The sequence below is a fragment of the Streptomyces sp. YIM S03343 genome, from assembly GCF_054729195.1.
Genome location: NZ_JBPUKX010000001.1, coordinates 4,267,849 through 4,294,006 on the forward strand (window position 1 = coordinate 4,267,849; position 26,158 = coordinate 4,294,006).

Genomic DNA, 26,158 nt, shown 5'->3' on the forward strand with positions numbered 1-26,158 from the left:
TCGCATCGGACGGCCCCCATGCCGACTGGTGGAGGGCCACGACCGGGTCACCGGCGCTCAGGTCGAGCGAGCCGATGTTGCCGCTGCCGGCGCCGCGGTAGCCGAACCAGAGCTTGCCACCGGCGAGGGCCGGATACTCGGGCTGGGTGCCGTCGCCCGTCGGGTAGCGATGGGCCTCGGTGGCAGTCGCCGTATCGATGGCGACGATCGCGTCGGCGTCCTCAACGGCCGCGTACAGGGTGCCGGAGTCGGCGGACAGTTCCAGGCCGCGGACGCCGGGCAACGATCCGACGGTGCCGACAACCGTGCCGCTGTAGTCGGTTGCGACGACCTTTCCGCTGGTCGGGTCGCTGATGAAGACCCGCTGATGGACGCCGTCCACAACGACGTCGCCGGTCGACTTGACCGGCAGGACGGTGCTGGAGTCGGCCAGCGCGGGTACGGCCGAGGTGACCGCGAGCGCGGCCGAGCTGAAGAGGACCGCGAGTGCCGTCGCGGCCGGAAGAGTGCGTATGCGCACGGTGACTTCGAACGCCCGGAACGAAGAGAGCCCCTGTTGTTGAACTGGGGAAGTAACCGGAGCCTAGGTCACGCCCGTGACAGCAGAGGCAAACGGGGGTCAGAGAAGGTGGGTGAGATTCGGCCGTTCCTCTGACGTGTCCGCTGGGACAGGCCTCGCCAAACGCCGTCGTCGGCGCCTCACACACCGGTGAAGCCCACCGGCACAGGGAACGGTGCCGACAGGGCAGCCGACGCGAAGGCCCTGTCGATCGTGGGCGGCACGACCTGGCGGCACGTGCGCCAACTGGAATCCGCGGCACGGGCGTTCACCTGCAACCTCGCCGCGCACACCGGTCTGGTCCCCGACGGGGACGAGGTGGTGTTCGTCGACGTCGACTCCAAGGTCGAGCAGGTCTACGGCCCGGCCGAGCAGGGCGCTTCCTTCGGCTGGACCGAGCAGCGAGGCCTGCACTTCCAGATCGTCACGGTCAAGACGGGCACCTGCGCGCCGATGATCGTGGCAACGAGGCTGCGCAAGGGCTCGGCCAACTCCGACAGAAGTAACGCGGTGGAGAGAGGCTGAGCAGCCGGGTGTGCCAAGAGCTCCTCGCGTTCCGCTCGCGCTCAGGAGCAGAGATTCACGTGCCGGACGGCCAGGACGTGCCCCGCCGCGCCGATGAGGCGGCTGCGGGAGAGGTGTCCGCCGGCCACCGCATTCGTGATCGCCGTGGCGATCGAGGACGCTTGGGAGCTGACGTTGCTCCCCAGGTCGAACATGACCATGTCGGCGCCGGAGCGCAGGGCCTGGACTGCGGCGGCGGGGACGCTGAAACCGGCGGCGGAAATCGCCTTTGCGCTGAGCGAGTCGGTGACCACCAGCCCCTTGAATCCCAGCCTGCCGCGCAGCTCGGAGGTGATGTCGGTGGGTGACAGGCTCGCCGGATTGGTGCCCAGGCCCGGCACGATGTTGTTGGAGACCATGATGGCCGGGACACCGGCCTTGACAGCCGCTGTGAACGGCGGGATACCCACCTTTTGCAGGGTGGACCAAGGCAGGGTGCGGGCAGGGCCGAAGTCGGAGTTGTAGCTGGAGCCGCCAAGGCCCGGGAAGTGCTTGACGACAGGTATCACATGCCCGGCACGCAACCCGTTCATGTACGCGACACCATCCTTGGAGACCACCGAGGTGCTGCCGCTGAAGGACCGCCATCCATCGGGGTTGGCCCGACTGGGGGCCACGTTCCTGCCGTCGACGTCGACCACCGGCGCGAGGTCCATGTTGACCTGGGCGGCCGCCATCTTGGTGGCGACCTTCGTGACGTTCTGCTGGATCTGGGCCGGGGTCCAGTGCGTGCCCATGTACGCGGCCCAGGGCAGGGACCCGACGAGGTTCGCCATGCGCTGGATGCCGCCGCCCTCCTCGTCGGTCATCACCAACAGGCCCAGGTGGCCGGGCACATGGGACTTCAGGGCGGTCAGCCGGGAGCCGAGGTCGGACGGCGCCTTATTGCCGAACAGCAGCGCGCCGCCCGCACCCGCGCTCACCTCGGAAGTGATGTCGGACACCGAGGTCTCCGACACCGGGACGGCGATGGTCAGCATGGCCAGCCGGCGGTTCGGCCACCCGGCCAGCTTCGTGCTGTTGGTGCACGCACTTGCGGCGGAGGTGAGGGCCGGATCGAAGGTCGAACGGGAGTGGAAAAGCGTGGCGGACCGGGCGGGGGACACGCCGGGACCACCGGAGTGCGGGGCCGCCTTGGGGATGCCCGTGCCACAGCCCGCCACGAGCATCGCCGCCACGGCGGCAGCGGTGCTCAGCCTTCGTCCGTTCCCGGCCCGACCGGGGAGCCGCAGCGGTGTTGTCGCGCTTCTGCGGTCACGGTACGACAGGAGATTCATCGCCCGGCTTCCTTCGGGAAGGCGCAACGGCACCCGTCGCGCTGAGGGCCGTATGAGGCATGAGGTGGGCTTTACGACGCGTGAGAGGCGCACCAGCCCGTGTCTGTTCGCTGATCCACGGTCGGAGCACCAGCATCTCGCGCCTCGGAGTCGGACGGAAGTCCAGCCACGTGAGTCAGGACTTGCCTTCGAGCGTCTTCATCCAGATCGCAGCACAGTTCACCGTGGGAGGGGTGTGGCCCGAGGGCGCCCTCGGGCCGGGAAACGGCAGGTCAGGGGAGGCTTCCAGCGCGGGCTCTACAGTGTCGTAGCGAGCCCTTGTCACGGCAGACGCGCAGTTCCCGACCACTTCCTACCGGTTCGAGGATGATGTGCAGCGCACGTGGACGTGTGCTGTGCTGGAAGCAGCCGCAGGAGGGCACGCTGATGCGCAGCAGCCGGAGTTCCGCTCTCGTATCCGCGCGGTCGGCCGCCCCGACCGGAGCGGGTGGGGGGTTGCTGCCGACGCGGGATCTCGCGGTTGCCTGGTTGCTGGTGGTGCTGATCGCGGTGCCCGCCTGGGTGCTCACCATCGGGCAGGCCCGGGACATGGGGGTCGAGCCCGGCACGATGGGCATGGCGCTGCCGCTGTTCCTCGTGCTCTGGGTGACCATGATGGCGGCCATGATGCTGCCGTCCATGGCCCCGGTCGCCATCACCTGGGTCCGGGGTATCGGGCGGCAGTCCTCCGGCTGGGCGCGGACCGCCCGCACCGTCGAGTTCGTCGGCGGATATCTGCTGGCGTGGACCGCCTTCGGACTGCTCGCCTACGCGGCTCTCGCCATCACCGGCGATCTGGTGGACCGCCATTCCACCGCCGGCCGCTGGATCGGCTCCGTCGCCTTCCTGCTCGCGGGTCTGTACCAGCTCGGGCCCCTCAAGAACGTCTGCCTGCGGCACTGCCGCAACCCCCTGAGCCAGCTGGTGCGCTACGCCGGCTTCCGGCGACCGGCCCGTGACCTGCGGGTGGGCGTCCACCACGGCGCCTACTGCGTCGGCTGCTGCGCGGGGCTGATGGTCGTCCTCATTCCGCTCGGCGTGATGAACGTGGCCGCGATGGCCGGGCTGGCCGTGGTGATCTTCGTGGAGAAGCTGTGGTCCTGGGGCCCGCTGCTCGCCCGCGTCGTGGGCGTCCTCTTCCTCTTCCTGGCCGTGCTCGCACCTTTCCAGGACTGGCTGCTGCCGGGGCTCCAGGGCTCGATGCCGTCAATGGGCGACATGTGAGGCGTACGGCCGCCAGGCAGTTGAACAGCACCGTAGTTGAACAGCACCGTAGTTGAAACAGCACCCGCAACCCGGTCGCGGCCGTGGCCTCCCGGGACGCGATCACCGCGCCCTGGTCGACTGTTCGACTGTCGCGTTCGAGCGAGGTCAGATCCAGGTCACGCACGGCCCGAGGCGGCTCCCTCTGCCTCCTCGCTGCTGAAGACGTACTGGGCCGTCTCGCCGTACGACGCCTCGTAACTCAGCCCGAAGGCGTCGGAACGCCCGGTGGTCTTGCCGACCTCGAATTCGGGCGCGAACCCGAACGTGGCGTTCTTGATCTTCGTCGGGCTGCCGTCGGGGCCGGTCAGCGGCTCGTACGTCAGGTCCGTCCTGCCCTCGACCGTGAAGCCGGGCCGGTCTCCGTCCGTGAGGGAGACCCCGGCCCGTTCCATGCCCAGGTACTCGCCGTAGAACTGCGAGAGCTGGCCGAACGGCCCGCCTTCCCGGCCGGACAGGATGCGCTCCAGGGCACCGGCCTGCTCGTCACTGGCCGCGCTGTCCACGACCAGGCCGACCTTCCAGTTGCCGGAGGACAGGTTGGACGGGAAGTGGTTGTAGAACGCGAAGTCCACACCGGACAGATCGAGGTCGTCCAGATTCCCGTCGGCCACGTGGAACACGGCCGTGCCCAGGCACTCGGTACCGCCCCTGGCGTCACGGGGCTGACCGTCGTACGGACAGCTGCACAGCACCGCGCAGGAACAACCGGCCACATACGTGCCGGATATCGTCCATGACATGACTGCTCCCCTTCTCGGATGGTGATGCGGCGAGCGTCGTGTGTGCTTCCTCCGCACTTGGTCTGCACTTTCTTCTGTACTTTCTTCTGTACTTTCTTCTGTACTTTTACGCTAGACCTGTCAAATGGGCGTGTAAACGGCAGTTCGGGGTAGATCATCCGGCTTGCCCGAGTCACCCGCCTTGCCCGGCGAAGGGTCGATACCTGGGGACATGGCAGGGCGCACCGCGTCGCCCGCCTGCGAGTGGTACCGCGGTACCAGTGGCCCGCCGAAGATTCCCCCGTGGTCCCAGGATTCCGGTCGGCCGCGCTCCTAGCTTCGAAGGCAGACACCGCGGTGCGTCCGCGGCCGAGTCCGAGGCAGGAAAGGCCCACTCCCATGATCGAAGCGCGTGAGCTGACGAAGCGCTACGGCGACAAGACGGTCGTCGACAACCTGAGCTTCACGGCCAAGCCCGGCGAGGTGACCGGCTTCCTCGGCCCCAACGGCGCGGGCAAGTCCACGACCATGCGCATGATCGTCGGCCTGGACTCCCCCGACAAGGGCTCGGTCACCGTCAACGGCCGTTCCTACGCCCAGCACGCCGCGCCCTTGCACGAGATCGGTACCTTGCTGGAGGCCAAGTCGGTCCACCCCGGGCGCAGCGCGTTCAACCACCTCATGGCGCTCGCGCGTACGCACGGCATTCCGCGCCGCCGGGTGGACGAGGTCATCGAGCTGGCGGGACTGACCAGCGTGGCCGGCCAGCGCGTGGGGGCCTTCTCGCTCGGCATGGGCCAGCGGCTCGGTATCGCCTCGGCCCTCCTCGGCGATCCGGCGATCGTCATGCTCGACGAGCCGGTCAACGGCCTCGACCCCGAAGGCGTGCTCTGGGTGCGCAACCTGCTGCGGGGGCTGGCCGACGAGGGCCGGGCCGTGATGCTCTCCTCGCACCTGATGAGCGAGACCGCGCTGATCGCCGACCATCTGGTGATCATCGGACGTGGCCGGCTGCTCGCCGACACCACGGTCGACGACTTCACCCGGGAGGCCAGCGGCGGTGGCGTGAAGGTCGCCTCCGCCGAGGCCGGGAGGCTGCGCTCGCTGCTGGCCGGTCCGGACGTCACGATCACGTCGTCCGCCGGCGAGGAGTTGCTGGTCACCGGGCGCGACGCCCGGGAGATCGGGGCGATCGCCGCCCAGCACGGGGTGCCGCTGTACGAGCTCACCCCGCAGGCCGTCTCCCTGGAGGCGGCGTTCATGGAACTCACCCGCGATGTCGTGGAATACCACAGTGCTCCGGTCGACGCCGAACGAGTCGAGACCGGACGAGTCGACGCCGAACGAAGGGCCGCCTGATGCCTGCCACCGCACTTCGCCGCCGCAGCCCGCGCCGCAGCCCGCGCCCCGGCCCGCGCCCCGGTCGGCGCCCCGGTCGGCGCTCCGACCTGTCCGCGGCGCCCGAGCCCACGACGTCCGCCACGCGATACAGGGTGACCGGCCTACGGGTCCTGCACTCCGAGTGGGGCAAGTTCTGGTCGCTGCGCTCCAGCTGGATCACCCTGGGCGTCGCCGTGTTCCTGCTGGTCCTCTTCGGGGCGATCGCCAGCTACACCTACAGTCCCGACGCCGTCGCGGCCGGCGGGCCGCCCGGCGGACCGGGGGCCTCCTCCGGCGACAGCGACGCGGTCAGTCTGGCTCTCACCGGTGTGTCCTTCGCGCAGCTGGCCGTGGGCGTGCTCGGGGTGCTGCTGGCCGCGGGCGAGTACAGCACCGGCATGATCCGCTCCACCCTCGCCGCGGTCCCGCGACGGCTCCCGGTCCTGTGGTCGAAGGCCGCCGTGATCGGACCCATCGCCCTGATCCTCACCACGATCGGCACGCTGGCCGCGTTCCAGCTCGGCACCCCCGGACTGGACGGCGAGAAGATCGCCCTGTCCCTGAGCGACGACGGCGTCCTGCGCAGCCTGGCCGGCGCCGGCGTCTACCTCGGTCTGGTCGCCGTCTTCGGGGTGGCCCTGGGCATGCTGCTGCGCAACTCCGCCGGAGCCATCGCGGCCCTGGTCGGCGTCCTGCTCATCCTCCCCGGCCTCGCCTCGCTGCTGCCCGACTCCTGGTACGACACGCTCAGCCCCTACTTCCCCAGCAACGCGGGATCGGCCATCTACGCCCTGCACCAGTCCTCGGACGCCCTCAGCCCCGGGGCAGGACTCGCAGTCTTCGCCGGATGGGTGGCCCTGACCCTCGCCGGGGCCGCCTACCGGCTCCGCACGACAGACGCCTGACCAGGGCACGAGGACAAAGGGCACGAGGACAATGGTGTCCATGAGCGCGCACCGTGCGGCAGCCTCCGCCGACACCGCCCGGGGGACGGCCACCCCGCCGCTCCCCGGGTTCGACGCCGCGTGGGCACACCCGTTCCTGGGCCGTCTGCTGCGCGGTCAGAGCCACCGGCAGCGGCTCGACCGCCGGCATCCGTGGCTGCTCGACACCGCGGTGGTGCTGGCCGTCGTCGCCATCAGCGTGCCCGACGTGCTCTGGGGCAGCGGCAACGCGCCCTTCGGACACCCGGATGCCCGTGACGGGCTGCCGCATGCCGTCCTGTTCGCCCTCGTCGCCGCGCTCAGCATTCCGCTGTGGTGGCGCCGCAGGGCCCCGGCCGTCACGTATTCCGTGATCGCCCTGGTGTCCCTGGTCCAGTGGTCCCTGGGTGTCTGGCTGCCGACCGGCCTCGCCGCGCTCATCGCCCTGTACACCCTGGCCCGGAACGGTTCGTTGCGGGTGCTGGGCTGGGCCGTCGCGGTGACGGCCGTCGAACTGATGCTGGCCGTATTCGTCCTGATACCGGCCGACCATCCACTGCTCGGCGGTTTCTTCCTGCTGGGCACGGTGACGGCCGCCGTCGCCAGCGGCCTGACACTCCGTATCCGCCGGATGTATCTGGAAGCTCTGGAGGACCGCGCCAGACGCCTCGAGATCGAGCAGGACCAACGCGTCCGGCTCACCGCCGCGGCCGAGCGCTCCCGGGTGGCTCGCGAGATGCACGACATCGTCGGCCACAACCTCTCCGTCATGGTCAGCGTCGCCGACGGCGCCGCGACCCTCGCCGCCAACCGGGGCGAGCGGTCCGCCGACGCCCTGCGCATCCTCGGCGACACCGGCCGCCAGGCCATGAGCGAACTGCGCCGTGTACTGGGCGTCCTGCGCGAGGACCAGGACGGCGGCGGACGGATGCTCAGCCCGCAGCCCGGCATCGCAGATCTGGACCCCCTGATGGCGCGGGTGCGCGCGGCGGGACTGCCGGTGGCCTACCGGACCGTGGGCGATCTCGACACACTGGGCAGCGGCGTACAGCTCACCGTGTACCGCATCGTGCAGGAATCGCTGACCAATACGCTCAAGCACGCGGGGACCGGGACATCCGCCGAGGTCACCATCGCCGTCGAGGCGGGAGGGGTGCGGATCCGGGTCGCCGACACCGGCGTACCGCCAGGGGCACTCCCGCGAGCGAAGCCGACCGAACAGAGCGACAGCCCCGGCCACGGCCTCGTCGGCATCCGCCAGCGGGCCGCCATGTACGGCGGCACCGTCGTCATCGGACCGCGCGACACCGGCCACGGCTGGCTCGTGGACGTCCGCCTCGACGTACCCTCCGCACCCGCGCCGTCGGCACCGGGAGACCATCTGCCATGACCACCGTCCTGATCGTCGACGACCAGCCCCTCCAGCGTATGGGCGTCCGCATGCTCATCGAGGGCACCCCCGGTCTGACCACGGTCGGCGAGGCCGAGCACGGCACCGAGGCCGTCCGTCTGGCCGCGCAACTGCGGCCCGACGTCGTCCTCATGGACATCCGCATGCCGGGCATGGACGGCATCGAGGCCACCCGCCGCATCATCGCCACCGGCGGCCGCACCCACGTCCTCATCGTGACCACCTTCGACCTCGACGAGTACGCCTACGAGGGCCTACGGGCCGGCGCCAGCGGGTTCCTGCTCAAGGACGCCCGCCCCGAGGAACTCGTCGCGGGCATCCGCGCCGTCGCCACCGGCGACGCCGTAGTCGCCCCGCGCCTGACCCGGCGCCTGCTGGACGCCTACGCCCACCAGGTCCTCGCACCCGCCGACGCCCCCTCGGCAGAGGACCCCCGTCTGAAGACCCTCAGCGACCGCGAACGTGAGGTCCTGGTCGCCATCGGCCAGGGCTGGACCAACACCGAGATCGCCGAACACCTCGTCCTCACCGAGTCCACGGTGAAGAAGCACGTCGGCCGCGTCCTCGCCAAGATCGGCGCCCGCGACCGCATCCAGGCCGTGATCACGGCCTACGACACCGGGCTCGTCAGAGCCAGGTCCTAGGACGGTACCGGGGCGTGTCTGACCCCAAGTGCGCCGGGCGGAGCCCGCGGAGAGCCCCTCTCGCCGGGCGGAGCCCGCGAGGAGCCCCTCAAGTGCCGACGAGCCAGCCCATAGGACCCTGAGGCAGCTGACGTGGCGCAGGCGGCGCTGAGAGAGAGGACGGCCAGTGCAACCGGCGGCCAGGACAAAGTCCCGGTCATCGAATTGTAAAGATCAGTACAACCTCTCCCTCGCCTCGCATGTCGTGATCAGGAACGGACTTCCTGTGTACTGATCCGATCAGAGGACCGAATGAACCCAGCAAGACGACGCACGACCTCCGCGGCTGCCATCGCCGTCGTGCTCGCCACCGCGGGCGGCTTGCTCACCGCGCTCGCCGCGCCCGCCTCCGCAGCCGTCAGCTGCACTTCCCCCGTCTACAAGCGGCAGTTCTTCGCGAACACCACCTTCTCGGGTACACCGAAGAAGACCGACTGCGACTCGACGATCAGCGAGAACTGGGGTACCGGCGCTCCTGCTTCGGGCCTACCGACCAACAACTTCTCCGTCCGCTGGACGGTGACGCGCGACTTCGGCTCCGGCGGGCCCTTCGCCCTCACCGCGGCGACGCAGGACGGCATCCGGGTCTACCTCGACGGCACCCGCAAGATCGACCTGTGGAAGAACGTCTCGTCGACGGTCTCCAAGACCGTCAACCTGACCATCCCCTCTGGGAAGCACACCCTCCGCGTCGACTATGTCAACTGGACCGGGAGCGCGAACGTCAAGTTCGCATACACGCCGCGCACTTCCTCGACCGTCGACAGCGTCAAGCCGCTCAGCCCGACCGGAACCTCCGTGTCGTACGACACGGCGACGGGGAAGGCCAAGCTCACCTGGTCCCAGAACAAGGAGATGGACCTGGCGGGTTACCGGGTCTACCGCCGCACGAAGGGCAGCACCACCTGGACGAAGCTGGCGACCACCACCGCCACGTCGTACACGGACACGACTCTGCCGGTGACCGGAGCGGCGTACTACTACGAGATCCGCGCCTACGACCAGGCGGGCAACGAGTCGACGGGCACCGCCGATCAGCCGGTCACCACCGTCGACCGCACCGCTCCGGCCGTGCCGACCGGACTGAGCACCGTCTCCGAGGCGGAGGGTCTGCAGGTCGGGTGGAGCGCGGTCGAGGACGCGGTGTCGTACCGGGTGTACCGGGCGGCCAGTGCGGGCGGGACCTACACCGGCGTCGGCAGCAGCAGCCAGGGCTCGTATCTCGACGCCTCGGCCGTCGAGGGCGCCACCTACTACTACCGGGTGACCGCTGTGGACGCCGCGGGCAACGAGTCCGCGCAGTCCGCCGCCGTCAGCGGCAAGCGCCGGGACGTCACCCCGCCGCCCGCCGTCACCGGGGTGACCGTCACTCCGACCGAGTACGGCTTCGAGGTGCACTGGGACGCCAATCCGGCTGCTGACCTGGCGAGTTACGTGGTGCGGCGGGGCGAGCTGCTGGGGGACGAGGAGGAGCGGATGTGCTCGCTCTACCCGGGCTACTACGTGTCGGCCGACACCACCTCGTACGGGTACACCACCGACCCCGACGGTGAGGAGTCCTGCTTCATCGTCGACGCCGTCGACAAGGCCGGGAACTCTTCCTTCCGGTGGACCGGCGAGGCCCAGATCGTGGTCGCGACCGAGCTCGACCTGACGCCGAGCGTGCCGACGCCGGCGGGCTCACCGGTCCGGCCGACCGCGGCCTCCGCAGGCGCGGGCGTCGAACTGACCTGGCCCGCGGTGACCGACGCCATCGGCTACCAGGTCTACCGCTGGAACCCTGGCACCCAGGCTTACGAGAAGCTGGCAGCCACGACGGCGACCTCCTACCAGGACACCGGCGCCGCCAAGGGCACCACGCACTACTACTGGGTGACGGCACAGTACGCGGACGGCACGGAATCCGTTCCCGGCGGCGGCTGGGTGACTCTGGCGCCTTGAGCGCGTGGCGGGGCCCGGAGGAGTCGCCGGGCCCCGTCGTCGTCGGCGGCTGACCCGTCTCAGCTGATGATCTTCGACACGGTAATGAGGATCGCCCCGAGGAGCAGGAGCGGGCCCGCTGGACGGCCGCGGTCCTGTGGGTGGCTGGGGATGGTGGGGCGTAGGTCCGGGTGGAGGTGGAGGGCGATGAGTTCCTCGGCCATGCGGACGTACTGCGGCCTGATGCCGAGACAGCGTTCCGCAGCCGGCCAGCCCATGTTGAGCAGTCCCCACGTCTCGCCACCGGGCAGACGGATCTCGATCGTGTCATCCGCCTTGTACTCGATTGCCCGCACCCGATCCCATGGCACATGCCGCAGCCTCCAGGCACCGTTCAGCCACAGCCCTGTGCTGTCGGCGGTGACCCGCCAGTTGAGGAGCGTGGCTGCCATGTGGGTCACCGGGAACAGCCCGAGCACAGCGATGAGGTTCAAGCCGGGCCCATCCGTCATCAGCGACCGCATGAGGGTCCAGATCTGCGCTGCCAACAGGCTCACCATGAAGACCGCGCCGACGGTCCGGGACACGGGGCCGGCGCCCCAGCGCATCGGCTCGCCCGTGGCTTTCAGCGTCGCGGCGGTCCGGTCCACGTCGAGGTGGTGCTGCTGCCGTCGTAGCCGTGATCGTGGCCTCGCGCCTGCCGATTCTGCCTCGGCCAGCAGTGTCCGGCCTTCCCCCGGCCGGGGCCGACGGGCCGGGGTGCATGTGCGCAGTGTCAGCGGATGCGCGCAGTCGCCTGTGGTCACCAGGACCAGTTCGGCTGCGTCGTACGGGGCTCCGTACATGACGGCTTCACGCATGTCACGCATGTGCTGGTCGACGACGGGGAATCCCTCATCGCCGTACGCCATGGTGTTCGGAAGGTACGGTTCGGGCAGTGGGGCCTCCCGTAGCGTCGGCAGCACGTGGCACTTCATCAGCGGAGTGCGGCCCGTGACGTCGTCCGCCGCGTAGACCCACGTCGTGCCGTCGATGCCGGTGCGTTGCAACACACGCAAGGCCGGCACCGGGCCACGGCGAAGGGACGCCGTACGGCTACGGGTCAAGGAGCCCGTTGCGAGCAGGGAGATGCCGGGCAGAACCATGGCCAGAGTCAGCAATTGCCAGCCGAAGGCGTCGTACGGCTCTGCGGCCAGGCGCCGCCACGAGCCGTCCTGCAGCACAGTCACCGTGCTGCCGATGCCATAGTCCTCCGGGTAAAGCGCGCCGACAGTAAGGTGCCGTGCGTCGGCGGTGCGCAGGCGTATCGAGTCCTCTCCCCGGTGGATCACACGCGCGGTCGTCGGTGTGGCGTGGGCCGCGTGGTCCTCGTCCGCCCGTATGCCGCGCAGTCCCATGACAACCGGTACCGCGGCCAGCGCGCAGAGGATCAAGCCCGCGCCGACCGGGATCATTCCGCGTGCCAGCGGACCGACGGGGTGAGGCAGCGGTTGCCGTATACCGGCGGCCCGCTCGCCGAGTTCCCTCTGTCTGCCACAGGCGGCCAGCCGCTCTCCAGCCGACGCCACACCGAGGGCCAGGGCCACGATCACCGCAACGTTCGCTGCCAGGCGGGTTCCGCCCACCCCCGGCAGCTCCACCCAAGCCACGATGACCGCCAGGACGGGGGCGGCGACCAGTGTCAGTTCGGGCAGTTCGACCAGCCAGTACAACAGGCCGATGGCCAGTCCCATTTGCATCATGCCGCCCCAGTCGGGGCCGCACGGGGCCGCCGCACTACAGGGCGGCTGCGGGTCTATGACGCTCGCCCACGCGACGGTGACGATCAGGGCCAGGACGGGCCACACCGGCCGCGCCCAGGCAGCCGGTCGGAGCCTCGCCCACTCCTCGGCATCGGTGGACAGCCAGGCGGGCACGTCTGTCGGCGCGGCTGCCGACGGTAGGGGAACAGGGGTCCGGGACACGTCAAGATTATGCAGCTCAGCGGTCAGTGGCGAGCTTTCATGTCTGCCGGCCTGCCCTCGGCATAGTTCACACGGCCGCCGGGCTGGAGAATGGTCCAGGGCCGCGGTGCCCTGGCGGGTGCTCCCGTGCACGTTTGTGCCTTGTCGATAACACGTCTTCCAGGTGGAGGAGCTTATGGCAGTGGGAAGGGCGGCTCGTCGGGCAGAACGCACGGCGAGAGTCGAGGCGGCGGTCGGGAAGGGTGCGGCTCCCGCCGCGCTCGATCTGCTGGAACTGGTCGAGTTCGCATGGCACGACTGCTATGGCGACATCACGCCGAGCGAGAATGTGGTTGAGGACATCCTGACCTGCTCCCAGGGTGATCTCGCGCGGATGATCCGATTCGCCCGGCTGGCTGTCGCGGATTGGCGGGATCTGCGGATGGCCGCCGACGAGATCAGATCCGCCGAGAACGGCCGCAGGACCGGTGGGCCCGCCTCCTGAGGTGTCACGTATTCCTGACAAAAGGGCCTCCAGAAAGGACGTCTGCGGCTCCCCCGCTCGCCCTGTACCAGAGGCCGTGGACGATTGCGCTGGCGCTCGCCTTCGCGTTCCGTGGTACGGGGACCTATGTCATCGACGACATCGACAACGCAGGAGTCGCTCGCGGAAAGGAGGAACGACAGGACCTCCACACCATCTGCAAGGAAGTGATGAGCAAGAAGGGCTGGACCAACTCTCGGCCGCTGGCCGCCTTCTGGCCCCGACGGACTGCTCTTTGCGAATCTCTCGCGCGCGGACTACATGGCGCTGAACCGCCAGGTACCGCTCGCCATGCTGGCCCGGCACTGCTCCACAACCGGCGAGCGGCTCGTCCGCGAAACCTCCCGAAAGCACGGCATGTGGACTCTGGCCGGCCCCGACCGGGCGATCCCAGCCATCCCCATGCGGATCGCGGCGACCGGGCTGCGCGACATCATCGCCAAGCACGACGGCAGTCAGAAGCAGCTCGCGACGGACGGGTTGACATGGTCCAGGAATGACAGCGGTGGCTACGGGGGAAACACGGCACGCCCGCCTCATGTGAGTACGAATACTCAGGCGCTCCCTGGGCCAGATCAATAGGCTGGCGCACCGCGGCAACACAACGCATCACGGCACACTGCACACACCACATCGCCGCCACGAGGAGGGGGAGGCCACACCGATGGCGTGGGACGAGTGGGAGCAACTCAAGGCAGATGCCGCCCAGCGGATGCAGATCGACCATGTGCCCGATCAGGGAGGCGGAGGATCGAGCAGTTCCAGCGGAGGATCGGCCCCTGATCTGAAGGCGTCGAAGGGGCCATGGACGAAAGCCTCCACCGTGGCTGAGGAACTGCAGACCGCCACCAACTCGGGGCTCACCGAGCTCAAGACGGCGCACGAGGGCGTCAAGGGCGGTACCGACGGTTTCGCCAGCACGGCCGCGCTGAACGAGATCCTTCCCACCTGGGAGAAGCGGCTGACCTCGGTGCGCAACGAGTGCGACCGACTGCACGGCGCACTTGCCAAGACCGGCCGCGATTTCGGCGAAGTCGACCCCGCCGTCGCCGACAAGATCAATGGTGTCAAGACCGGCGACAAGCCCGACTGGGCGCGGTGAGGCGGTATGCCCACATGGCAGCAACTACGCGACGCGAAGCTTGCCGAGTACGAGGAAGCCGCCGGCGGCTGGGGCAAGGCCAGTAACCGGGCCGACGCAGCACGCATCCGGGTCGACCAGGAGATGTCGGCACCGATCCACACCACGCAGAAGGGTGAGGCGCAGACCTCGGCAGAAGGCGACCTGACCCAGTTGGGCCGCAACTACCAGTACCTGCACGGCGAATGCGGTCTCGTCCGCACGACCCTGATCGGCCTCGCCTCAGAACTGTCGGGCGCCCAGCGGAAGCTGAAGCAGGCCCTCGACGACGCGGCCGATCTCAAGTTCACGGTGAATGAGGACGGCTCGGTCGAGTATCCGAGGAGCACCGCGGTTCTCCTGGGTTCCGGCACCGGAGTCGCCAAGCCGGGCGCCCCGGTCCCGTACCTGCCCGGTGCGGGTGAAGCCAACGGCGACCCCAACAAGGGCAAGGCCGAGGACATCGCCGAACGCATCTCGCAGGCAGTGAACAGCGCCGTCGAGATCGACAACCGGTACGCCAAGATATTGCGTGAACTGAAGGCACCGGACGGCCTGGCCGTGACCGACGACATGCTGATGGACGAGGCCCACGACATGGGCGACGTCCAGAAGACGGTCGGCAGCTACCTCAGCGAGGACGGCATTCCGCAGGGCAAGTCCCCCGCCGACAACAAGAAGTGGTGGGACGGCCTCACGCAGGAGCAGCGCGAGGAGTACCAGACGCTGTATCCGGCCGAGATCGGCGCTCTCGACGGCATCCCGAGCGTGGTCCGCGACTCGTCCAACCGCATCGTGCTGGATGAGGCCCACGCCCAGATCCAACACAATCTCGACCGGCTGGGCCCGGAGCAGGAGAAGCAGATCGTCACCCCGGGCAGGATCATCACGAACCCGGAATGGACGGCGTGGAACGCCATCGGCAACAAGTACAAGGACCAGCTCAAGGGCATGGACGCCATCCAGTCCCGCTTCGACCGGACCGGCATCGACGGCTTACCCCCGGCCTACCTACTGGGGTTCGACCTCAAGGGCAACGGTCACGCCATCGTGGCGAACGGCAACCCGGACACGGCGGACAACACGGCGGTGTATGTGCCGGGGACGAAGTCGAAGCTGGCGGGGGCCAAAGGCGACATCCAGCGCATGCAGGATGTGTGGGACGCCAGCCACCAGCTGTCTCCCGGCAAAACCACCTCGACCATCACCTGGATCGGGTACGACGCCCCGCAGAACATCGCCCCTGAGGCCATGGAGAAGCATTGGGCCTACGAGGGCGCCCCCAAGCTGAACAACTTCCTGGATGGTCTGCAGACAGTCCAGGGCGGCCCGGATGCCAGCCACACCGCCGTCATTGGCCACAGCTACGGTTCCACCACCGTGGGCGCAGCGTCGAAGGCCCCGGGCCACTTCGCTGCGGACGAAATCGTTGTGGCGGGCAGCCCGGGGATGCTGGTCGGCGACGCAAGCGACCTGGACGTCGGCAAGAACCACGTGTGGTCCGAGGCGGCACACAACGACCCGGTTCCGCTGGGCGGCAAGATCGCCCACCTCGGCGGCTACAAGTGGGGCGTCCAGACCTTTCATGGGCTGCCGTACGACGCCGGTCCCATCCAGACGGTTCCGTCAGACGAAGCGTTCGGCGCGCATCGCATGGGTGTCGACACGAGTGGTCACAGTGGCTACTGGGACAAAGGTTCGTACAGCCTCTGGAACCAGGCGGCCGTAGTTACTGGACGGTACAACCAAGTTGTCTACCCGTAAGGTGACGCTGATGCATAGCCCAGTAAGGAAGCGGTACCGAGGGGCCGCCATCGGTCTTGCCGCCGCCGCAGTCGTAGTTTCCCTTCTCACGGCAGGATGTTCGAAGACCGTGGACGACAATGGACGCTCCACCTCGATGCCGCAGTCATCCAGCTCGGAGACAGCCTCCGGGCACCCCACGTTGGACGTGGACAAAGCTCGCGACAAGGCGAAGGCCGCCTCCAGCGCAATCTACGAAATGGTCGGAATCCGCAAAGGCAAGGTCACCGAGCGCGGACCCGCCATCTCGACCTGCGAAGAGCAGGACCCCGAGCACTTCTACATGACGCGGCACCCCTGGTCGGTCTACGACGTCTCCGAGGACGAACTGAAGGCGGGCTTCCACCGGCTGCGGGAGGAACTGCCGAAGAAGGGCTGGAAGATCGTCGACTACGGCCCCAACAACAGCGAGGCCAAGTCGCTCTCTCTCACGGCGGATTCGGAGACGGACCGCTTCTCAGTGAACGCCGTGCTCATCGTGTCCACCCTGACCAACCCGCACGAGAAGGACCCGCTGCTCGCGATCACCGTCGTCTCCGGCTGTTGGCGCGCCCCCGAGGGCACGGATCTCAACACCCAGTACTGATCGCGGTGAGGTGATCCGGCTGACTCCGAAACCCGGACATCTGGAACACCCTGGCGGGGGCCTAGCGATGGAGTGTCCCCGGGACAGACTGACCGGTGCCAGCCCAACCAGCGCTGTCGGGGTGCTGTCGGCCGCAGGGATGCTAGACGGTCCGTTGGCGCTCGACGGTCTGCCGTCCGAGGGTCGCAATACGTAAGGCAATGCTGATGCGTGTCCTAGTAAGGAAGCGGTACCGGGGTGCCTTCATTGGCCTTGCCGCCGCCACAGCCGTGGTTTCCCTTCTCACGGCTGGATGTTCGAAGACTGCGGACGACAACGGACACTCGCCCTCGACGCAACAGGCCTCCAGCTCGGAAGCGGCCTCCAGGCTCCCCACGCTGGATGTGGACACGGCCCGCGACAAGGCGAAGGCCGCCTCCAGCGCGATCTACGAGATGATCGACATGCGTACGGCCAAGGCCACGGAGCCGGGTCCCAGTGTTTCGACCTGCGACGAGGACCCCGAGCACCTCTACAAGACCTTCCATCCCTGGTCGGTCTACGGCGTCTCCGAGGACGAGCTGAGGGCTGGCTTCCAGCGATTGCGGGAGGAACTGCCGAAGAAGGGCTGGAAGATCGTCGACTACGGCCCCAACAAGAGCCGGGCCAAGTCGCTCTCCCTCACGGCGGACTCCAAGACCGAGCCCTTCTCCGTGAACGCCGAACTCTGGGTATCGAGCCCGACAGCCGGCCACGAGAAGGAACCGAAGATCCTGATCAACATCGTCTCCGGCTGCTGGCGGGCTCCCGAGGGCACGGATCTCAACACCCAGTACTGATCACAGTGAGGTGATCCTCTACGCGTCACTGGTGTTCTCGGAATCGGACGGGAAGATCGGGTACCGCGTCGAATCCGGCACGACATGAGGTTGCTGCGCAGGCTAGTCAAGCGGCACGTCCGCCCACACCGTCTTGCCCACCGGGTCGCGGGGGGTCCAGCCCCAGCGCAGTGCCAACGTGTCCACCAGGAGCAGGCCGCGGCCCGATTCGTCGTCGGGGTGGGCCGTGGGGGCCGTCGTCGGGGGGTGTTTTCCGGCGACGGCGTCCGCCATCTCGACTCGGATCAATTTCGACGGCTCGTCGAAGGTCAGGTGGAGGCTGAAGTCGTGGCCCGGCGCGTGGCCGTGTCGTACGGCGTTGGCCGCGAGTTCGGCGACCACCAGGGCTACGGTGCACGACGCGTCCGACGTCCGGTCGTGTCCCCACGTCTCCATCTGCCGTACGGCGGCCTGGCGGGCCAGCCACGCGCCTCGCGGCGATGACGTGAACTGCGCCTTCAGCGGTAGCGGTTCCAGGGTCCTTCGGGGGTCCTCGTTCGAGGTGGGCGTTTCTGTCAGCACTTCGGCCTCTTCCTCGCCTGCCGAGTCGACCTACGTCTCTCGGCGTACACAAATCATTACGTTCCGTACCCAAGAGTCGTCCGACCGCCCTACGCTCGGAAGGTGACACAGCATTACCTTTCGGCTCGTAAGGAACGGAAGTGACGCCTTGGCCAACGCAATTGATCCCGGTACGTCCATGGCGGCGCTGTTCGGCTCGCGCGTCCGCAAGCTCCGTATCGCGGCGGGGCTGACCCAGGTCGAACTCGGCAGCATGGTCCACGTCGTGGCCACCCGCATCACCCAGATCGAGCGGGCGTCCGGGGCCAGGCCCACGCTGAAGCTTGCGCGGGCGCTGGATGTGGCGCTGGTTGCGGACGACCTTCTCATCGACCTTTGGCCGTATGTGTATCGGGAGGCGTTCCCCGACTGGTCGAGAGCCTTCATTGCGCTTTCGGAGCAGGCGGTGGCCATCAGCCAGTACGCGGCCCATGTGGTACCGGGCCTCTTGCAGACCGAGGCGTATGCGCGTGCGGTGCTGAGCCTCGACGTACTGCTGCGTGATGAGGAGCAGTTGGAAGAGCGAGTAGCGGCACGGATCAGCCGACAGGAGCGACTTCGCTCACCGGGGGCACCCAACTTGTGGGTCATCCTGGATGAGGCTGTACTTCGGCGCCCGATCGGCGGGCCTGCTGTCATGCGGGAGCAACTGGCTCGACTGCTGGATGCCGCCGCTGAACGCCACATCACCGTGCAGGTACTGCCGTTCGACCATGGCGGACACGAGGCGATGGGCGGATCTCTGACGATTCTGACCCTGCCCGACGGCTCTTCGGCGGCTTACACGGAGGGCTCGGACTACGGCCAACTCATCGAGGACACGGACGAGGTCACCCGTTACGAGGTGATTTACGATCGACTGCGGGCAGCAGCGCTGTCCCCACTCATGTCGCTCGACATGATCCGGTCCGCGATGGAGGGCAACTACCGTGGCGCGAATGTCCCATCCAGATCTGAACGGCGTCGACTGGCGCAAGAGCAGCTACAGCAATCAGGCGGGCGGCGACTGCGTGGAGGTGGCCGACGGCTTCCCGGGCGTCGTCCCCGTCCGTGACAGCAAGGACCCGCACGGGCCCGCTCTCGTCTTCGAGTCCGGTTCCTGGGCTGCGTTCATAGGCAAGTTGAAGGCCCCACACCACCTCAACTGAGTTGGCGAGGTTCTCCGATGCAGCCCAGGAAGGACACCGCTTCATGTCCGAAGCACTGTGGCTCGGCCACCCCGCGGGTGAGTTCGAGCCCGTCCGGCGGAACGTAGTCTCTGCTTCCGGGCAGTTTCGGACATCGACACGCCGTCAGCCACGGCGTGTCGATGTCCGAAACTCAGGACGGGCCTGCTGACACTTTCGAATCCCTCACGGGCCCGTGCTCGCCTTCAGTCCCGGTCCCTGGGTCGCATTCGTAAGCGAGTTGAAGGCACCGGCTCACCGTCTCTGAGGCGGCTGGGGCCGGTTGTTGCGTGGGGTTCAGGTCCACCAGGTCCTTGTTCGTGAGGGGCCGGTGGGCCGCTGACCTCCTTAAAGAACTGGTGGAAAGAACTACCCACCCACCCGCCCTCCTCGCCAAGAGGCCCGCGTCACTCGTCCGGGTGACTGGCTTGCTGGCGTGGCAGGCGGACGGTTACGTTCGCCGCAACAACCCACACAGACGACGGCCCCCGGCCGGGACCGCAAATCCCGAACGAGGGCCTGACCCCAGGAAGAGACACCTTCCCGATGGCTGACCGTGAGTCTAACGCGCGCCTGCGCGCCGACGCCGGAGCTCCGACTTCCGGCGTGATCCACATCCGTACCCGGCTCGACGCCGAGTTCACCGTTATCTCCAACGACCTCGCCCAGCAGCCCGGCAGCGCGGTCGTCGTCGGGGTCGCCGCTTACATCGCCTCGCTGCCTGACGGCACCCCTGTCAGCATCGATGCCCTGTGCGGGCACTTCGATGAGGGCGAGATTCTCATCTCCCGGGCGCTCCGGGTCCTCGAAGAGGCCGGATACCTGGACCGCCGACGCGAACGGCAGTCCAACGGAAACATTTGCACCCGGACCTACTTCTACGACGTCCCCTGCGGCGACACGGACCCCGACGGCCCGCTGGAGCCGCCGTCTCCGCCCCGGCCGCGGAAGACGAGGCGCGCGGCAGCAGACGGCACAACGCCTCCAGTAGCGAGCACTCCCGACCCCGCTCCGCAGCAGCCATGTTCGCAGCCACAGCCCCAGCCGGAACCGGAGCCGGAGCCGGAGCCGGAACAACCCGTGGTGCTCGCCGACATCGATCCGCAGGTCCTCGCCGTTCTCACTTCACTGCGCCGGGTCGACCCCCGCCTCGACCTCTCCATGCGGGAGGCCGCGAGACTCGCCCCCGGCATCAGCCAATGGCTCGCGGCAGGCATGGACAAGGTGCGGATCGTCTCGCTGCTCACCGAACGGCTCCCCGACCATTTCCTCGGCCGTCCCGTCGGCATCCTCGCCTACCGGCTCCGCGAGACGCCCCTGCCGCTGCCTCCCCCGTCAGCGACGGCGACACCGACCGTGCAGGACCGGCCAGCCGTCATCCATCCACTTCAAAACTGCGACGGCTGCGACCGCGCATTCCGCACGCCGGTACTGGGCGGGCGATGCCGGGAATGCCGGTCCAAGGAGCAACTTCGTGCGGTCTGCTGAGCCGGTGGCCCGGTGTGTGGTCCTCCGGCCGGTGGGAGGCTTGATGTGCGACGATGCGAAACCCGGCACCAAGAGGAGGTGGGACATGGTCGACAGGTTCACGGACGGATTTCTGACACCCGCGGAGACCGCCTCCTACCTGGAGATTCCGCAGTCGACCCTCGTCTCCTGGCTGAAGAGCAGGGCGGCCGGCGCGCCCTTGGTCCATCAGGTGGAGCCCGTTCGGAAGGGGCAGCCCTCCGTCCCCTTCATCGCCGTGGCGGAAGCCCACGTCCTGCGGTCCCTGCGCACCCTCGGGCTCCGTATGAGTGAGATCAGGGACGCTGCCGCCGCCGTGCGGGACGCCTTCGACACGCCGTACGGACTCGTCTCCAAACGGATCGCGACAGACGGCGTGGACATCTTCGTCGAGCACGGCTGGGGGGATCTCCGACGGGCACGCGACGGCCAAGTCCCCATCCACGAAGTGGTTTCGGACTACCTCCGCTATCTGACCTGGGAGCCGGGCGACGACTTCCCCTCCAGCCTGCGACTGCGCCAGTACCCGGCCTCCGTCCCCGTCGTGATCGATCCGCGTTTCGGTCATGGGCTGCCCGTCGTGGCCGCCAACCGCGTCGCGGTGAAGGCCATCACCGATCTGTGGGAGGCCGGGGAGACCGTCGAGGACATCGCGTACGACTACGACATGACGCCTGAGCAGGTGCACGCTCTCTGCCAGGCAGTGGTGCACCTTGCTGCCTGAGTTCTTCCTCGACCGGAACCTCGGTCGCCGGGTCGCCGAGGGGCTGCGAGCCTCCGGATGGACGGTGCACCGGATCGGCGACGTCTTCCCGGACGACGGGCAGGACGTTCCCGACGAGGAGTGGATCGCTCACGGTCTCGACCGGTCGTGGGTCCCGTTGTCCAAAGACGGGCGGATCAAGACCCGCGATCTGGAGATCCGGCCGGTCCTGGAGCGCGAAGCGGTGCTCTTCTACCTGGACAACCAGCAGCTCCGCAGTGTTGAGATGGTTCACCGGCTCGTCGTCTGCCGCGATGCAATCCATCAAGCCATCGAGAAAGGCGGTCCGGCCGCCTACGCCGTGCGGCAGGACAGGATCGACCGCACCTGGCCCTGATCAGTGACGGCGGACCCATCAGGTGGGTCCGGGTGCGCGCAGGGGTCCGCGTTCCGTCATTGGTTCCAGCTCTCGTCGTACGGATCGTGCGGGGTCGGGACCGGTTTGGCCGTGGTGACCTTCAGGTACGGGATCCTCCCGTTGTTGATCGGGTCCCGGGACTCCCGGGGGGTGTAGGTGCCTGCCACCTCCAGCCAGGTATCCGGCTGGAGGACCGGGGGGATCTTGCCCGTCAGGGCTATCTTCACCGGCTGGGCGTCTGCCGCGCAGCAGTTCAGGGCCATGCGGACCAGGTACGGGGTGCCCTTCGCGTCCAGGGACACGAAACCCGTGATCTGGATCGTGCGGCCCGTCAAGTGGCGGCCATGGTCGTACGCCGCGCGGCCCGCGTAGTCCACCAGGCTCAGCCGCAGCACCCCGCGCTCCGGCAATTTTCCGTAGCCGTACGGCTGTTGCAGCGCTGTGCCTGTCCTCACCGCGCTGTACGAGCCCAGTGCTGGCGGCGCCACCAGGATCAGTGCGAAGAGGGGGAGGAGAAGGAGCCAGGAGATCCGCGGTTCGCGGTGGACGTCGTCAGGACCAGTGACCCGGCGCGAAGCCCGCCACTCGTACCACGTCGTCGCCAGCGCCGTCAGCAGTAGTACCGCGCCTGCCAGGAGGAGTAGCGGGCGCAGGGCCGATTTTACGTAGCGGAGGTACAGATCCGTCGTGCCCGCGTGGAGCAGCGCCGCGCCCATCAGGAACAGGACCGCCGACTGGGCTTGTTTGTTCATAGCAGGATCGCTCCTGTCAGCAGCGCTCCCGCTATCGCCAGCGCGAACGTCGTCGGTGCGAAGCGCAGGGCGAAGGTCCTGCCGAATGTGCCCGCCTGCATCGCGAACAGCTTCAGGTCGATCATCGGGCCCACCACCAGGAACGCCAGCTTCGCCGTCAGAGAGAACTGCGTCAGCGATGCCGCCACGAACGCGTCCGCCTCCGAGCAGATCGACAGCAACACCGCCAGGACGGACAGGGCCAGGATCGCCAGCGCCGGGTTCTCCGCCGCCGTGCGCAGCCAGCTTGCCGGGGCGACCGCCTTCAGTGTCGCCGCCGCCATCGCTCCCACCACCAGGAAGCCGCCTGCGTGCATTACATCGTGGCGGACGGAGGACCAGAAGGTCTCGCCCTTTGTCCCGGCATCGTGGGCGTGGTGCTGCGGCGCCTTCAGCCAGTCCGGGCGGCCTATGCGCTGCCACAGCCAGCCCATCGCGCACGCCACCAGCAGGCTCGCCGCGAAGCGTGCCACCACCATCTCCGGGTTGCGCGGGAACGCCACGGCCGTCGCCGTCAGCACGATCGGGTTGATCGCCGGGGCGGAGAGGAGGAAGGCCAGGGCCGCGGAGGCGGGGACGCCTCGGCGGACCAGGGCTCCTGCCACCGGGACCGACGCGCACTCGCAGCCCGGCAGCACCGCGCCCGCCATCCCCGCCACCGGGACCGCCAGCGCCGGACGGCTCGGCAGTGCCCTCGCGAAGAACGACGCCGGGACGAACACCGCTATCGCCGCCGACAGCAGTACGCCCAGGACCAGGAAGGGGAGCGCCTGGACCACCACGGCCACGAACACCGTCGTCCAGCTCTGCATCACCGGTGCGGAGAGCGCCTTGCGGATCGGGGCCTGGCCTGCCACCACCGTCAGAAGCAACAGGGTCAGGAGGAGGGGCGAGTTGAGAGTCCAGCCGTCCGAGCCCCGGGAGCCTTGGCGCTCCGTCCGATGCGTCCGATCTGTCTGCTCCGTCCGCTCCGTCGTCGGAGGGGGCTTCGTGAGGGTCACGGGTCGTACCTCCGCTGCGGCTGCGGGACTTGAGCGCCCAGAGGGCCAGGGCTCCTCCCCCGGAATACGGCCTGCCCCTCGTGCACGTTCAGCGGATGCTGGAACCAGCCGTCTTCCTGGGGCACTCTTTGCCCTCGTGGGGAGCGTTCCTAATCAGAGTCAGCAGAGCCAACAGGGCCAGCAGAGCCGTCAGGGTCAGGGTGGTCGCGGGCCCGCGCACATGATCGTGTGCGGTGACGACGCGCTCGCGCACCGGCTCGCCGCCGAACTGCGGCATGTCTACGGCGAGACGGTCACCCTTGTCGTCCCGCCGGCCGAGCGTGCCGTCCGGATGGCCGTCGTCGGGCGGGCCCGTGCCGCGTCCGCAGCGATACTCGACCGGGTCGACCGGGTCGTCACCGCCGCCACCGGGCGCGTCGGCGGCAGCGCCAACGCCGGTGGCAGCAACGGCAGTAACGGTTCAGCGGAGCAGGTGATCCAAGCCGTCGAGGTGAGCGAGAGCGTGCTCCTCGCCGCCGGGGTCGAGCGAGCCGTCGCGCTCGCCCTCGTCCATGAGGACGACGAGACCAACATCCGCGCCGCCCTCACCGCCCGTCGGCTCAATCCCCGGATCCGGCTGGTGCTGCGCCTCTACAACCGGCGGCTCGGGCAGCACATCGAGGAACTCCTCGACCAGGCCGCCGCGTTGGCCACGACCGACGACAGCGGGACGGACGGGTCCGACGGCGATTCCTGCACCATCGTGCTCTCCGACGCCGACACCGCCGCGCCCGCCCTCGCTGCCACCGCAGTCGCCGGCACAAGCAAGGTCATCCAGACCGACCGTGTCCTGCTCCAGGTCGTCGAGCGGCCGCCACCCGCCCCCGGCGAGGTGGCCGACCCCGGGCTGTGCACCCTCGCCCTGCTCTCCACGACCAGCAGCGATCCCGCCGGGGCCGAAGGGTCCGAGGGGAGCCGCGAGCAGGGACGGCCCCGGCTGCTGCCCGACGAGGCCGCCGTACGAGCCGCCACCGGGCGCGGGACCGTCGTACTGGAGCAGGTCTCCTACACCGCCGACCCGCCCTCGTCGCTGTCCGCCGGGGGCACGGTCGGGGACGCGGTCGGCGGGGTCGTACCCGCCTTCGCCTCGCTGTTCTCGCCGCGGCTGCGCTGGTTGCTCGCCGGGATGTTCGCGTGCGTGGTCGCGCTGGCCGTGGCGCTGTCCGTCGTCAGCGGGATCCATCCGCTCAGCGCCTTCTATCTGACTCTTCTCGATCTCTTCGCCATCGACGATCCCGCCATCGGTCAATCCCTCGGGCGGCAGCTTCTCCAACTGCTGTCCGGGCTTGTCGGGTTGCTGCTGCTTCCCGTGCTGATCGCCGCCGTCCTCGAAGGGCTCGGGACCTTCCGCAACGCCTCCGGGCTGCGCAAGCCGCCCCGCGGGCTCAGCGGGCATGTCGTCCTTCTCGGGCTCGGGAAGATCGGCACCCGGGTGCTGACCCGGCTGCGCGAACTGCACATCCCGGTCGTCTGCGTCGAAGCCGTGGCCGACGCGCGCGGCCTCGCCACCGCCCGGCGGCTGCGCGTGCCCGTCGTCCTCGGCGACGTCACCCAGGAGGGCGTCCTCGAAGCCGCCAAGATCCATCGCGCCCACGCGCTCCTCGCGCTCTCCAGCTCCGACACCACCAACCTCGAAGCCGTGCTCTACGCCCGCTCCCTGCGGCCCGATCTGCGGGTCGTACTGCGGCTCTACGACGACGACTTCGCCACCGCCGTCTACCGCACCCTCCGCGCCGCCCATCCGCAGGCCCTCACCCGCAGCCGCAGCGTCAGCCACCTCGCCGCCCCCGCATTCGCCGGGGCCATGCAGGGGCGGCAGATCCTCGGTGCCATTCCCGTCGAGCGGCGGGTGCTGCTGTTCGCGGTGCTGGACGTGGGCGGACATCCGCAGCTGGAGGGGAAGGCGGTACGGCATGCCTCGCGGGCCGGGGCTTGGCGGGTGCTGGTCCTCGAACGGGGCGGGGCCGCCGGGGCGGCGGTGGCACGGGGGCCTGCGGCCGACGGGCGGGCCGGTGAACCCGTGCGGCTTGTCGGTGACTTCGACCAGTACGACGCCGACTATGTGCTGCGCCCCCAGGACCGGGTCGTCCTCGCCGTGACGCGGCGGGGGCTCGCCGAGTTGCTGGGACGTAGCCCCTCCGGGGGCGGGGGGTTGTCCGGTGCGTTGGCGACCCCGCCTCGGTGAGGTTGTGCGGGTGCGGCGCCGTTGTGGTTGATCGCGCAGTTCCCCGCGTCCCTGAGGGAGTTGGTGCCGGGGTGGGCGGCCAGCGGTTGGTCCGGTGCCTCGGCGCCCGCGCCGCGGTGGGGTTCTGCGGGTGCGGCGCCGTCGTGGTTGATCGCGCAGTTCCCCGCGCCCCTGGGGGAGTTGTTGCAGCGCGG

The 26,158-nt window shown here is 68.8% G+C and carries 25 protein-coding genes and 1 pseudogene; 19 read left to right on the forward strand and 7 right to left on the reverse strand.

Annotation, left to right across the window (positions count from 1 at the left end):
- Positions 1-13 precede the first annotated feature (13 nt).
- Positions 14-520 (reverse strand): annotated as a pseudogene (locus tag ACSYGN_RS18270) (YncE family protein); the annotation flags it as partial.
- Between the two features lie 189 nt (positions 521-709).
- On the opposite strand from ACSYGN_RS18270, the gene ACSYGN_RS18275 reads away from it, so the two are divergent.
- Positions 710-1,084 (forward strand): hypothetical protein, encoded by a 375-nt coding sequence (locus tag ACSYGN_RS18275; RefSeq protein ID WP_460396918.1) that lies wholly within the window; start codon positions 710-712, stop codon positions 1,082-1,084.
- A 41-nt stretch (positions 1,085-1,125) separates the two neighbouring features.
- Here the strand turns inward: ACSYGN_RS18275 and ACSYGN_RS18280 are convergent, their stop codons facing one another.
- Complete coding sequence (locus ACSYGN_RS18280; RefSeq protein ID WP_460396920.1) at positions 1,126-2,400, reverse strand: glycoside hydrolase family 3 N-terminal domain-containing protein; 1,275 nt, start codon at positions 2,398-2,400, stop codon at positions 1,126-1,128.
- 426 nt (positions 2,401-2,826) lie between these two features.
- On the opposite strand from ACSYGN_RS18280, the gene ACSYGN_RS18285 reads away from it, so the two are divergent.
- Positions 2,827-3,663 carry a DUF2182 domain-containing protein gene (locus ACSYGN_RS18285; RefSeq protein ID WP_460396923.1) on the forward strand — a complete coding sequence of 279 codons (837 nt, stop codon included), beginning with the start codon at positions 2,827-2,829 and terminating at the stop codon, positions 3,661-3,663.
- A 158-nt stretch (positions 3,664-3,821) separates the two neighbouring features.
- Here ACSYGN_RS18285 and ACSYGN_RS18290 read toward each other — a convergent pair whose 3' ends face one another.
- Complete coding sequence (locus ACSYGN_RS18290; RefSeq protein ID WP_460396925.1) at positions 3,822-4,445, reverse strand: DUF1326 domain-containing protein; 624 nt, start codon at positions 4,443-4,445, stop codon at positions 3,822-3,824.
- Between the two features lie 378 nt (positions 4,446-4,823).
- Here ACSYGN_RS18290 and ACSYGN_RS18295 point away from each other — a divergent pair, with 378 nt between their 5' ends.
- From ACSYGN_RS18295 to ACSYGN_RS18315, 5 genes are all read left to right on the forward strand, one after another.
- Positions 4,824-5,783 (forward strand): ABC transporter ATP-binding protein, encoded by a 960-nt coding sequence (locus ACSYGN_RS18295; protein WP_460396927.1) that lies wholly within the window; start codon positions 4,824-4,826, stop codon positions 5,781-5,783.
- Positions 5,783-6,709 (forward strand): ABC transporter permease, encoded by a 927-nt coding sequence (locus tag ACSYGN_RS18300; protein WP_460396929.1) that lies wholly within the window; start codon positions 5,783-5,785, stop codon positions 6,707-6,709. The genes ACSYGN_RS18295 and ACSYGN_RS18300 overlap by 1 nt, the downstream gene beginning before the upstream one ends.
- Before the next feature lie 40 nt (positions 6,710-6,749).
- Positions 6,750-8,117, forward strand: coding sequence for a sensor histidine kinase (locus ACSYGN_RS18305; RefSeq protein ID WP_460396931.1), 1,368 nt, complete (start codon positions 6,750-6,752; stop codon positions 8,115-8,117).
- A complete protein-coding gene (locus tag ACSYGN_RS18310) occupies positions 8,114-8,782 on the forward strand; it encodes a response regulator (protein WP_460396933.1) in 669 nt (222 codons plus the stop codon). Before ACSYGN_RS18305 ends, ACSYGN_RS18310 begins: the two co-directional genes overlap by 4 nt.
- Before the next feature lie 291 nt (positions 8,783-9,073).
- Positions 9,074-10,762, forward strand: coding sequence for a fibronectin type III domain-containing protein (locus ACSYGN_RS18315; protein WP_460396935.1), 1,689 nt, complete (start codon positions 9,074-9,076; stop codon positions 10,760-10,762).
- A 59-nt stretch (positions 10,763-10,821) separates the two neighbouring features.
- On the opposite strand, the gene ACSYGN_RS18320 is transcribed toward ACSYGN_RS18315, so the two are convergent.
- The gene (locus ACSYGN_RS18320) at positions 10,822-12,705 is read right to left on the reverse strand and encodes a hypothetical protein (RefSeq protein ID WP_460396937.1); all 1,884 of its coding nucleotides are present in this window, start codon (positions 12,703-12,705) and stop codon (positions 10,822-10,824) included.
- 175 nt (positions 12,706-12,880) lie between these two features.
- On the opposite strand from ACSYGN_RS18320, the gene ACSYGN_RS18325 reads away from it, so the two are divergent.
- From ACSYGN_RS18325 to ACSYGN_RS18350, 6 genes are all read left to right on the forward strand, one after another.
- The gene (locus ACSYGN_RS18325) at positions 12,881-13,189 is read left to right on the forward strand and encodes a hypothetical protein (protein WP_460396939.1); all 309 of its coding nucleotides are present in this window, start codon (positions 12,881-12,883) and stop codon (positions 13,187-13,189) included.
- 300 nt (positions 13,190-13,489) lie between these two features.
- Positions 13,490-13,810: a hypothetical protein gene (locus tag ACSYGN_RS18330; RefSeq protein WP_460396941.1), complete on the forward strand. Its 321-nt coding sequence runs from the start codon at positions 13,490-13,492 to the stop codon at positions 13,808-13,810.
- 82 nt (positions 13,811-13,892) lie between these two features.
- Positions 13,893-14,330 (forward strand): amino acid ABC transporter permease, encoded by a 438-nt coding sequence (locus ACSYGN_RS18335; protein ID WP_460396943.1) that lies wholly within the window; start codon positions 13,893-13,895, stop codon positions 14,328-14,330.
- A gap of 6 nt (positions 14,331-14,336) precedes the next feature.
- The gene (locus ACSYGN_RS18340; protein WP_460396945.1) at positions 14,337-16,112 is read left to right on the forward strand and encodes an alpha/beta hydrolase; all 1,776 of its coding nucleotides are present in this window, start codon (positions 14,337-14,339) and stop codon (positions 16,110-16,112) included.
- A gap of 109 nt (positions 16,113-16,221) precedes the next feature.
- Positions 16,222-16,737: a hypothetical protein gene (locus ACSYGN_RS18345; RefSeq protein ID WP_460396947.1), complete on the forward strand. Its 516-nt coding sequence runs from the start codon at positions 16,222-16,224 to the stop codon at positions 16,735-16,737.
- A 383-nt stretch (positions 16,738-17,120) separates the two neighbouring features.
- Complete coding sequence (locus ACSYGN_RS18350; protein ID WP_460396950.1) at positions 17,121-17,555, forward strand: hypothetical protein; 435 nt, start codon at positions 17,121-17,123, stop codon at positions 17,553-17,555.
- 102 nt (positions 17,556-17,657) lie between these two features.
- Here the strand turns inward: ACSYGN_RS18350 and ACSYGN_RS18355 are convergent, their stop codons facing one another.
- Positions 17,658-18,116, reverse strand: coding sequence for an ATP-binding protein (locus tag ACSYGN_RS18355; RefSeq protein WP_460396952.1), 459 nt, complete (start codon positions 18,114-18,116; stop codon positions 17,658-17,660).
- A 178-nt stretch (positions 18,117-18,294) separates the two neighbouring features.
- Between ACSYGN_RS18355 and ACSYGN_RS18360 the strand changes: the two genes are divergently transcribed.
- The 5 genes from ACSYGN_RS18360 (at position 18,295) to ACSYGN_RS18380 (ending at position 21,927) form a co-directional block, all read left to right on the forward strand.
- Positions 18,295-19,209 (forward strand): helix-turn-helix domain-containing protein, encoded by a 915-nt coding sequence (locus ACSYGN_RS18360; RefSeq protein ID WP_460396954.1) that lies wholly within the window; start codon positions 18,295-18,297, stop codon positions 19,207-19,209.
- Positions 19,172-19,303: a DUF397 domain-containing protein gene (locus ACSYGN_RS18365; protein WP_460396956.1), complete on the forward strand. Its 132-nt coding sequence runs from the start codon at positions 19,172-19,174 to the stop codon at positions 19,301-19,303. The genes ACSYGN_RS18360 and ACSYGN_RS18365 overlap by 38 nt, the downstream gene beginning before the upstream one ends.
- Before the next feature lie 564 nt (positions 19,304-19,867).
- Entirely contained in the window at positions 19,868-20,809 is a 942-nt protein-coding gene (locus ACSYGN_RS18370) for a hypothetical protein (RefSeq protein ID WP_460396958.1), read from the forward strand.
- Between the two features lie 85 nt (positions 20,810-20,894).
- Positions 20,895-21,551 (forward strand): DUF433 domain-containing protein, encoded by a 657-nt coding sequence (locus ACSYGN_RS18375; RefSeq protein WP_460396960.1) that lies wholly within the window; start codon positions 20,895-20,897, stop codon positions 21,549-21,551.
- Positions 21,541-21,927, forward strand: coding sequence for a PIN-like domain-containing protein (locus ACSYGN_RS18380; RefSeq protein WP_460396962.1), 387 nt, complete (start codon positions 21,541-21,543; stop codon positions 21,925-21,927). Before ACSYGN_RS18375 ends, ACSYGN_RS18380 begins: the two co-directional genes overlap by 11 nt.
- Positions 21,928-21,983: 56 nt before the next feature.
- Here ACSYGN_RS18380 and ACSYGN_RS18385 read toward each other — a convergent pair whose 3' ends face one another.
- Positions 21,984-22,700, reverse strand: a complete 717-nt coding sequence (locus ACSYGN_RS18385; RefSeq protein ID WP_460396964.1) for a TIGR03943 family putative permease subunit — start codon at positions 22,698-22,700, stop codon at positions 21,984-21,986.
- Positions 22,697-23,740 (reverse strand): permease, encoded by a 1,044-nt coding sequence (locus tag ACSYGN_RS18390; protein ID WP_460396966.1) that lies wholly within the window; start codon positions 23,738-23,740, stop codon positions 22,697-22,699. The genes ACSYGN_RS18385 and ACSYGN_RS18390 overlap by 4 nt, the downstream gene beginning before the upstream one ends.
- 220 nt (positions 23,741-23,960) lie before the next feature.
- On the opposite strand from ACSYGN_RS18390, the gene ACSYGN_RS18395 reads away from it, so the two are divergent.
- A complete protein-coding gene (locus tag ACSYGN_RS18395) occupies positions 23,961-25,964 on the forward strand; it encodes an NAD-binding protein (protein WP_460396969.1) in 2,004 nt (667 codons plus the stop codon).
- Positions 25,965-26,158: the final 194 nt, after the last annotated feature.

Bases quoted from the DNA above. Each gene is read 5' to 3' on its own strand.
- ACSYGN_RS18305 (WP_460396931.1), top strand. From the start codon at position 6,750: ATGAGCGCGCACCGTGCGGCAGCCTCCGCCGACACCGCCCGGGGGACG.
- ACSYGN_RS18360 (WP_460396954.1), top strand. From the start codon at position 18,295: ATGGCGGCGCTGTTCGGCTCGCGCGTCCGCAAGCTCCGTATCGCGGCG.
- ACSYGN_RS18330 (WP_460396941.1), top strand. From the start codon at position 13,490: ATGGCGCTGAACCGCCAGGTACCGCTCGCCATGCTGGCCCGGCACTGC.
- ACSYGN_RS18325 (WP_460396939.1), top strand. From the start codon at position 12,881: ATGGCAGTGGGAAGGGCGGCTCGTCGGGCAGAACGCACGGCGAGAGTC.
- ACSYGN_RS18280 (WP_460396920.1), bottom strand. From the start codon at position 2,400: ATGAATCTCCTGTCGTACCGTGACCGCAGAAGCGCGACAACACCGCTG.
- ACSYGN_RS18335 (WP_460396943.1), top strand. From the start codon at position 13,893: ATGGCGTGGGACGAGTGGGAGCAACTCAAGGCAGATGCCGCCCAGCGG.
- ACSYGN_RS18310 (WP_460396933.1), top strand. From the start codon at position 8,114: ATGACCACCGTCCTGATCGTCGACGACCAGCCCCTCCAGCGTATGGGC.
- ACSYGN_RS18370 (WP_460396958.1), top strand. From the start codon at position 19,868: ATGGCTGACCGTGAGTCTAACGCGCGCCTGCGCGCCGACGCCGGAGCT.
- ACSYGN_RS18290 (WP_460396925.1), bottom strand. From the start codon at position 4,445: ATGTCATGGACGATATCCGGCACGTATGTGGCCGGTTGTTCCTGCGCG.
- ACSYGN_RS18300 (WP_460396929.1), top strand. From the start codon at position 5,783: ATGCCTGCCACCGCACTTCGCCGCCGCAGCCCGCGCCGCAGCCCGCGC.
- ACSYGN_RS18395 (WP_460396969.1), top strand. From the start codon at position 23,961: ATGATCGTGTGCGGTGACGACGCGCTCGCGCACCGGCTCGCCGCCGAA.
- ACSYGN_RS18385 (WP_460396964.1), bottom strand. From the start codon at position 22,700: ATGAACAAACAAGCCCAGTCGGCGGTCCTGTTCCTGATGGGCGCGGCG.
- ACSYGN_RS18315 (WP_460396935.1), top strand. From the start codon at position 9,074: ATGAACCCAGCAAGACGACGCACGACCTCCGCGGCTGCCATCGCCGTC.
- ACSYGN_RS18295 (WP_460396927.1), top strand. From the start codon at position 4,824: ATGATCGAAGCGCGTGAGCTGACGAAGCGCTACGGCGACAAGACGGTC.
- ACSYGN_RS18285 (WP_460396923.1), top strand. From the start codon at position 2,827: ATGCGCAGCAGCCGGAGTTCCGCTCTCGTATCCGCGCGGTCGGCCGCC.
- ACSYGN_RS18375 (WP_460396960.1), top strand. From the start codon at position 20,895: ATGGTCGACAGGTTCACGGACGGATTTCTGACACCCGCGGAGACCGCC.
- ACSYGN_RS18340 (WP_460396945.1), top strand. From the start codon at position 14,337: ATGCCCACATGGCAGCAACTACGCGACGCGAAGCTTGCCGAGTACGAG.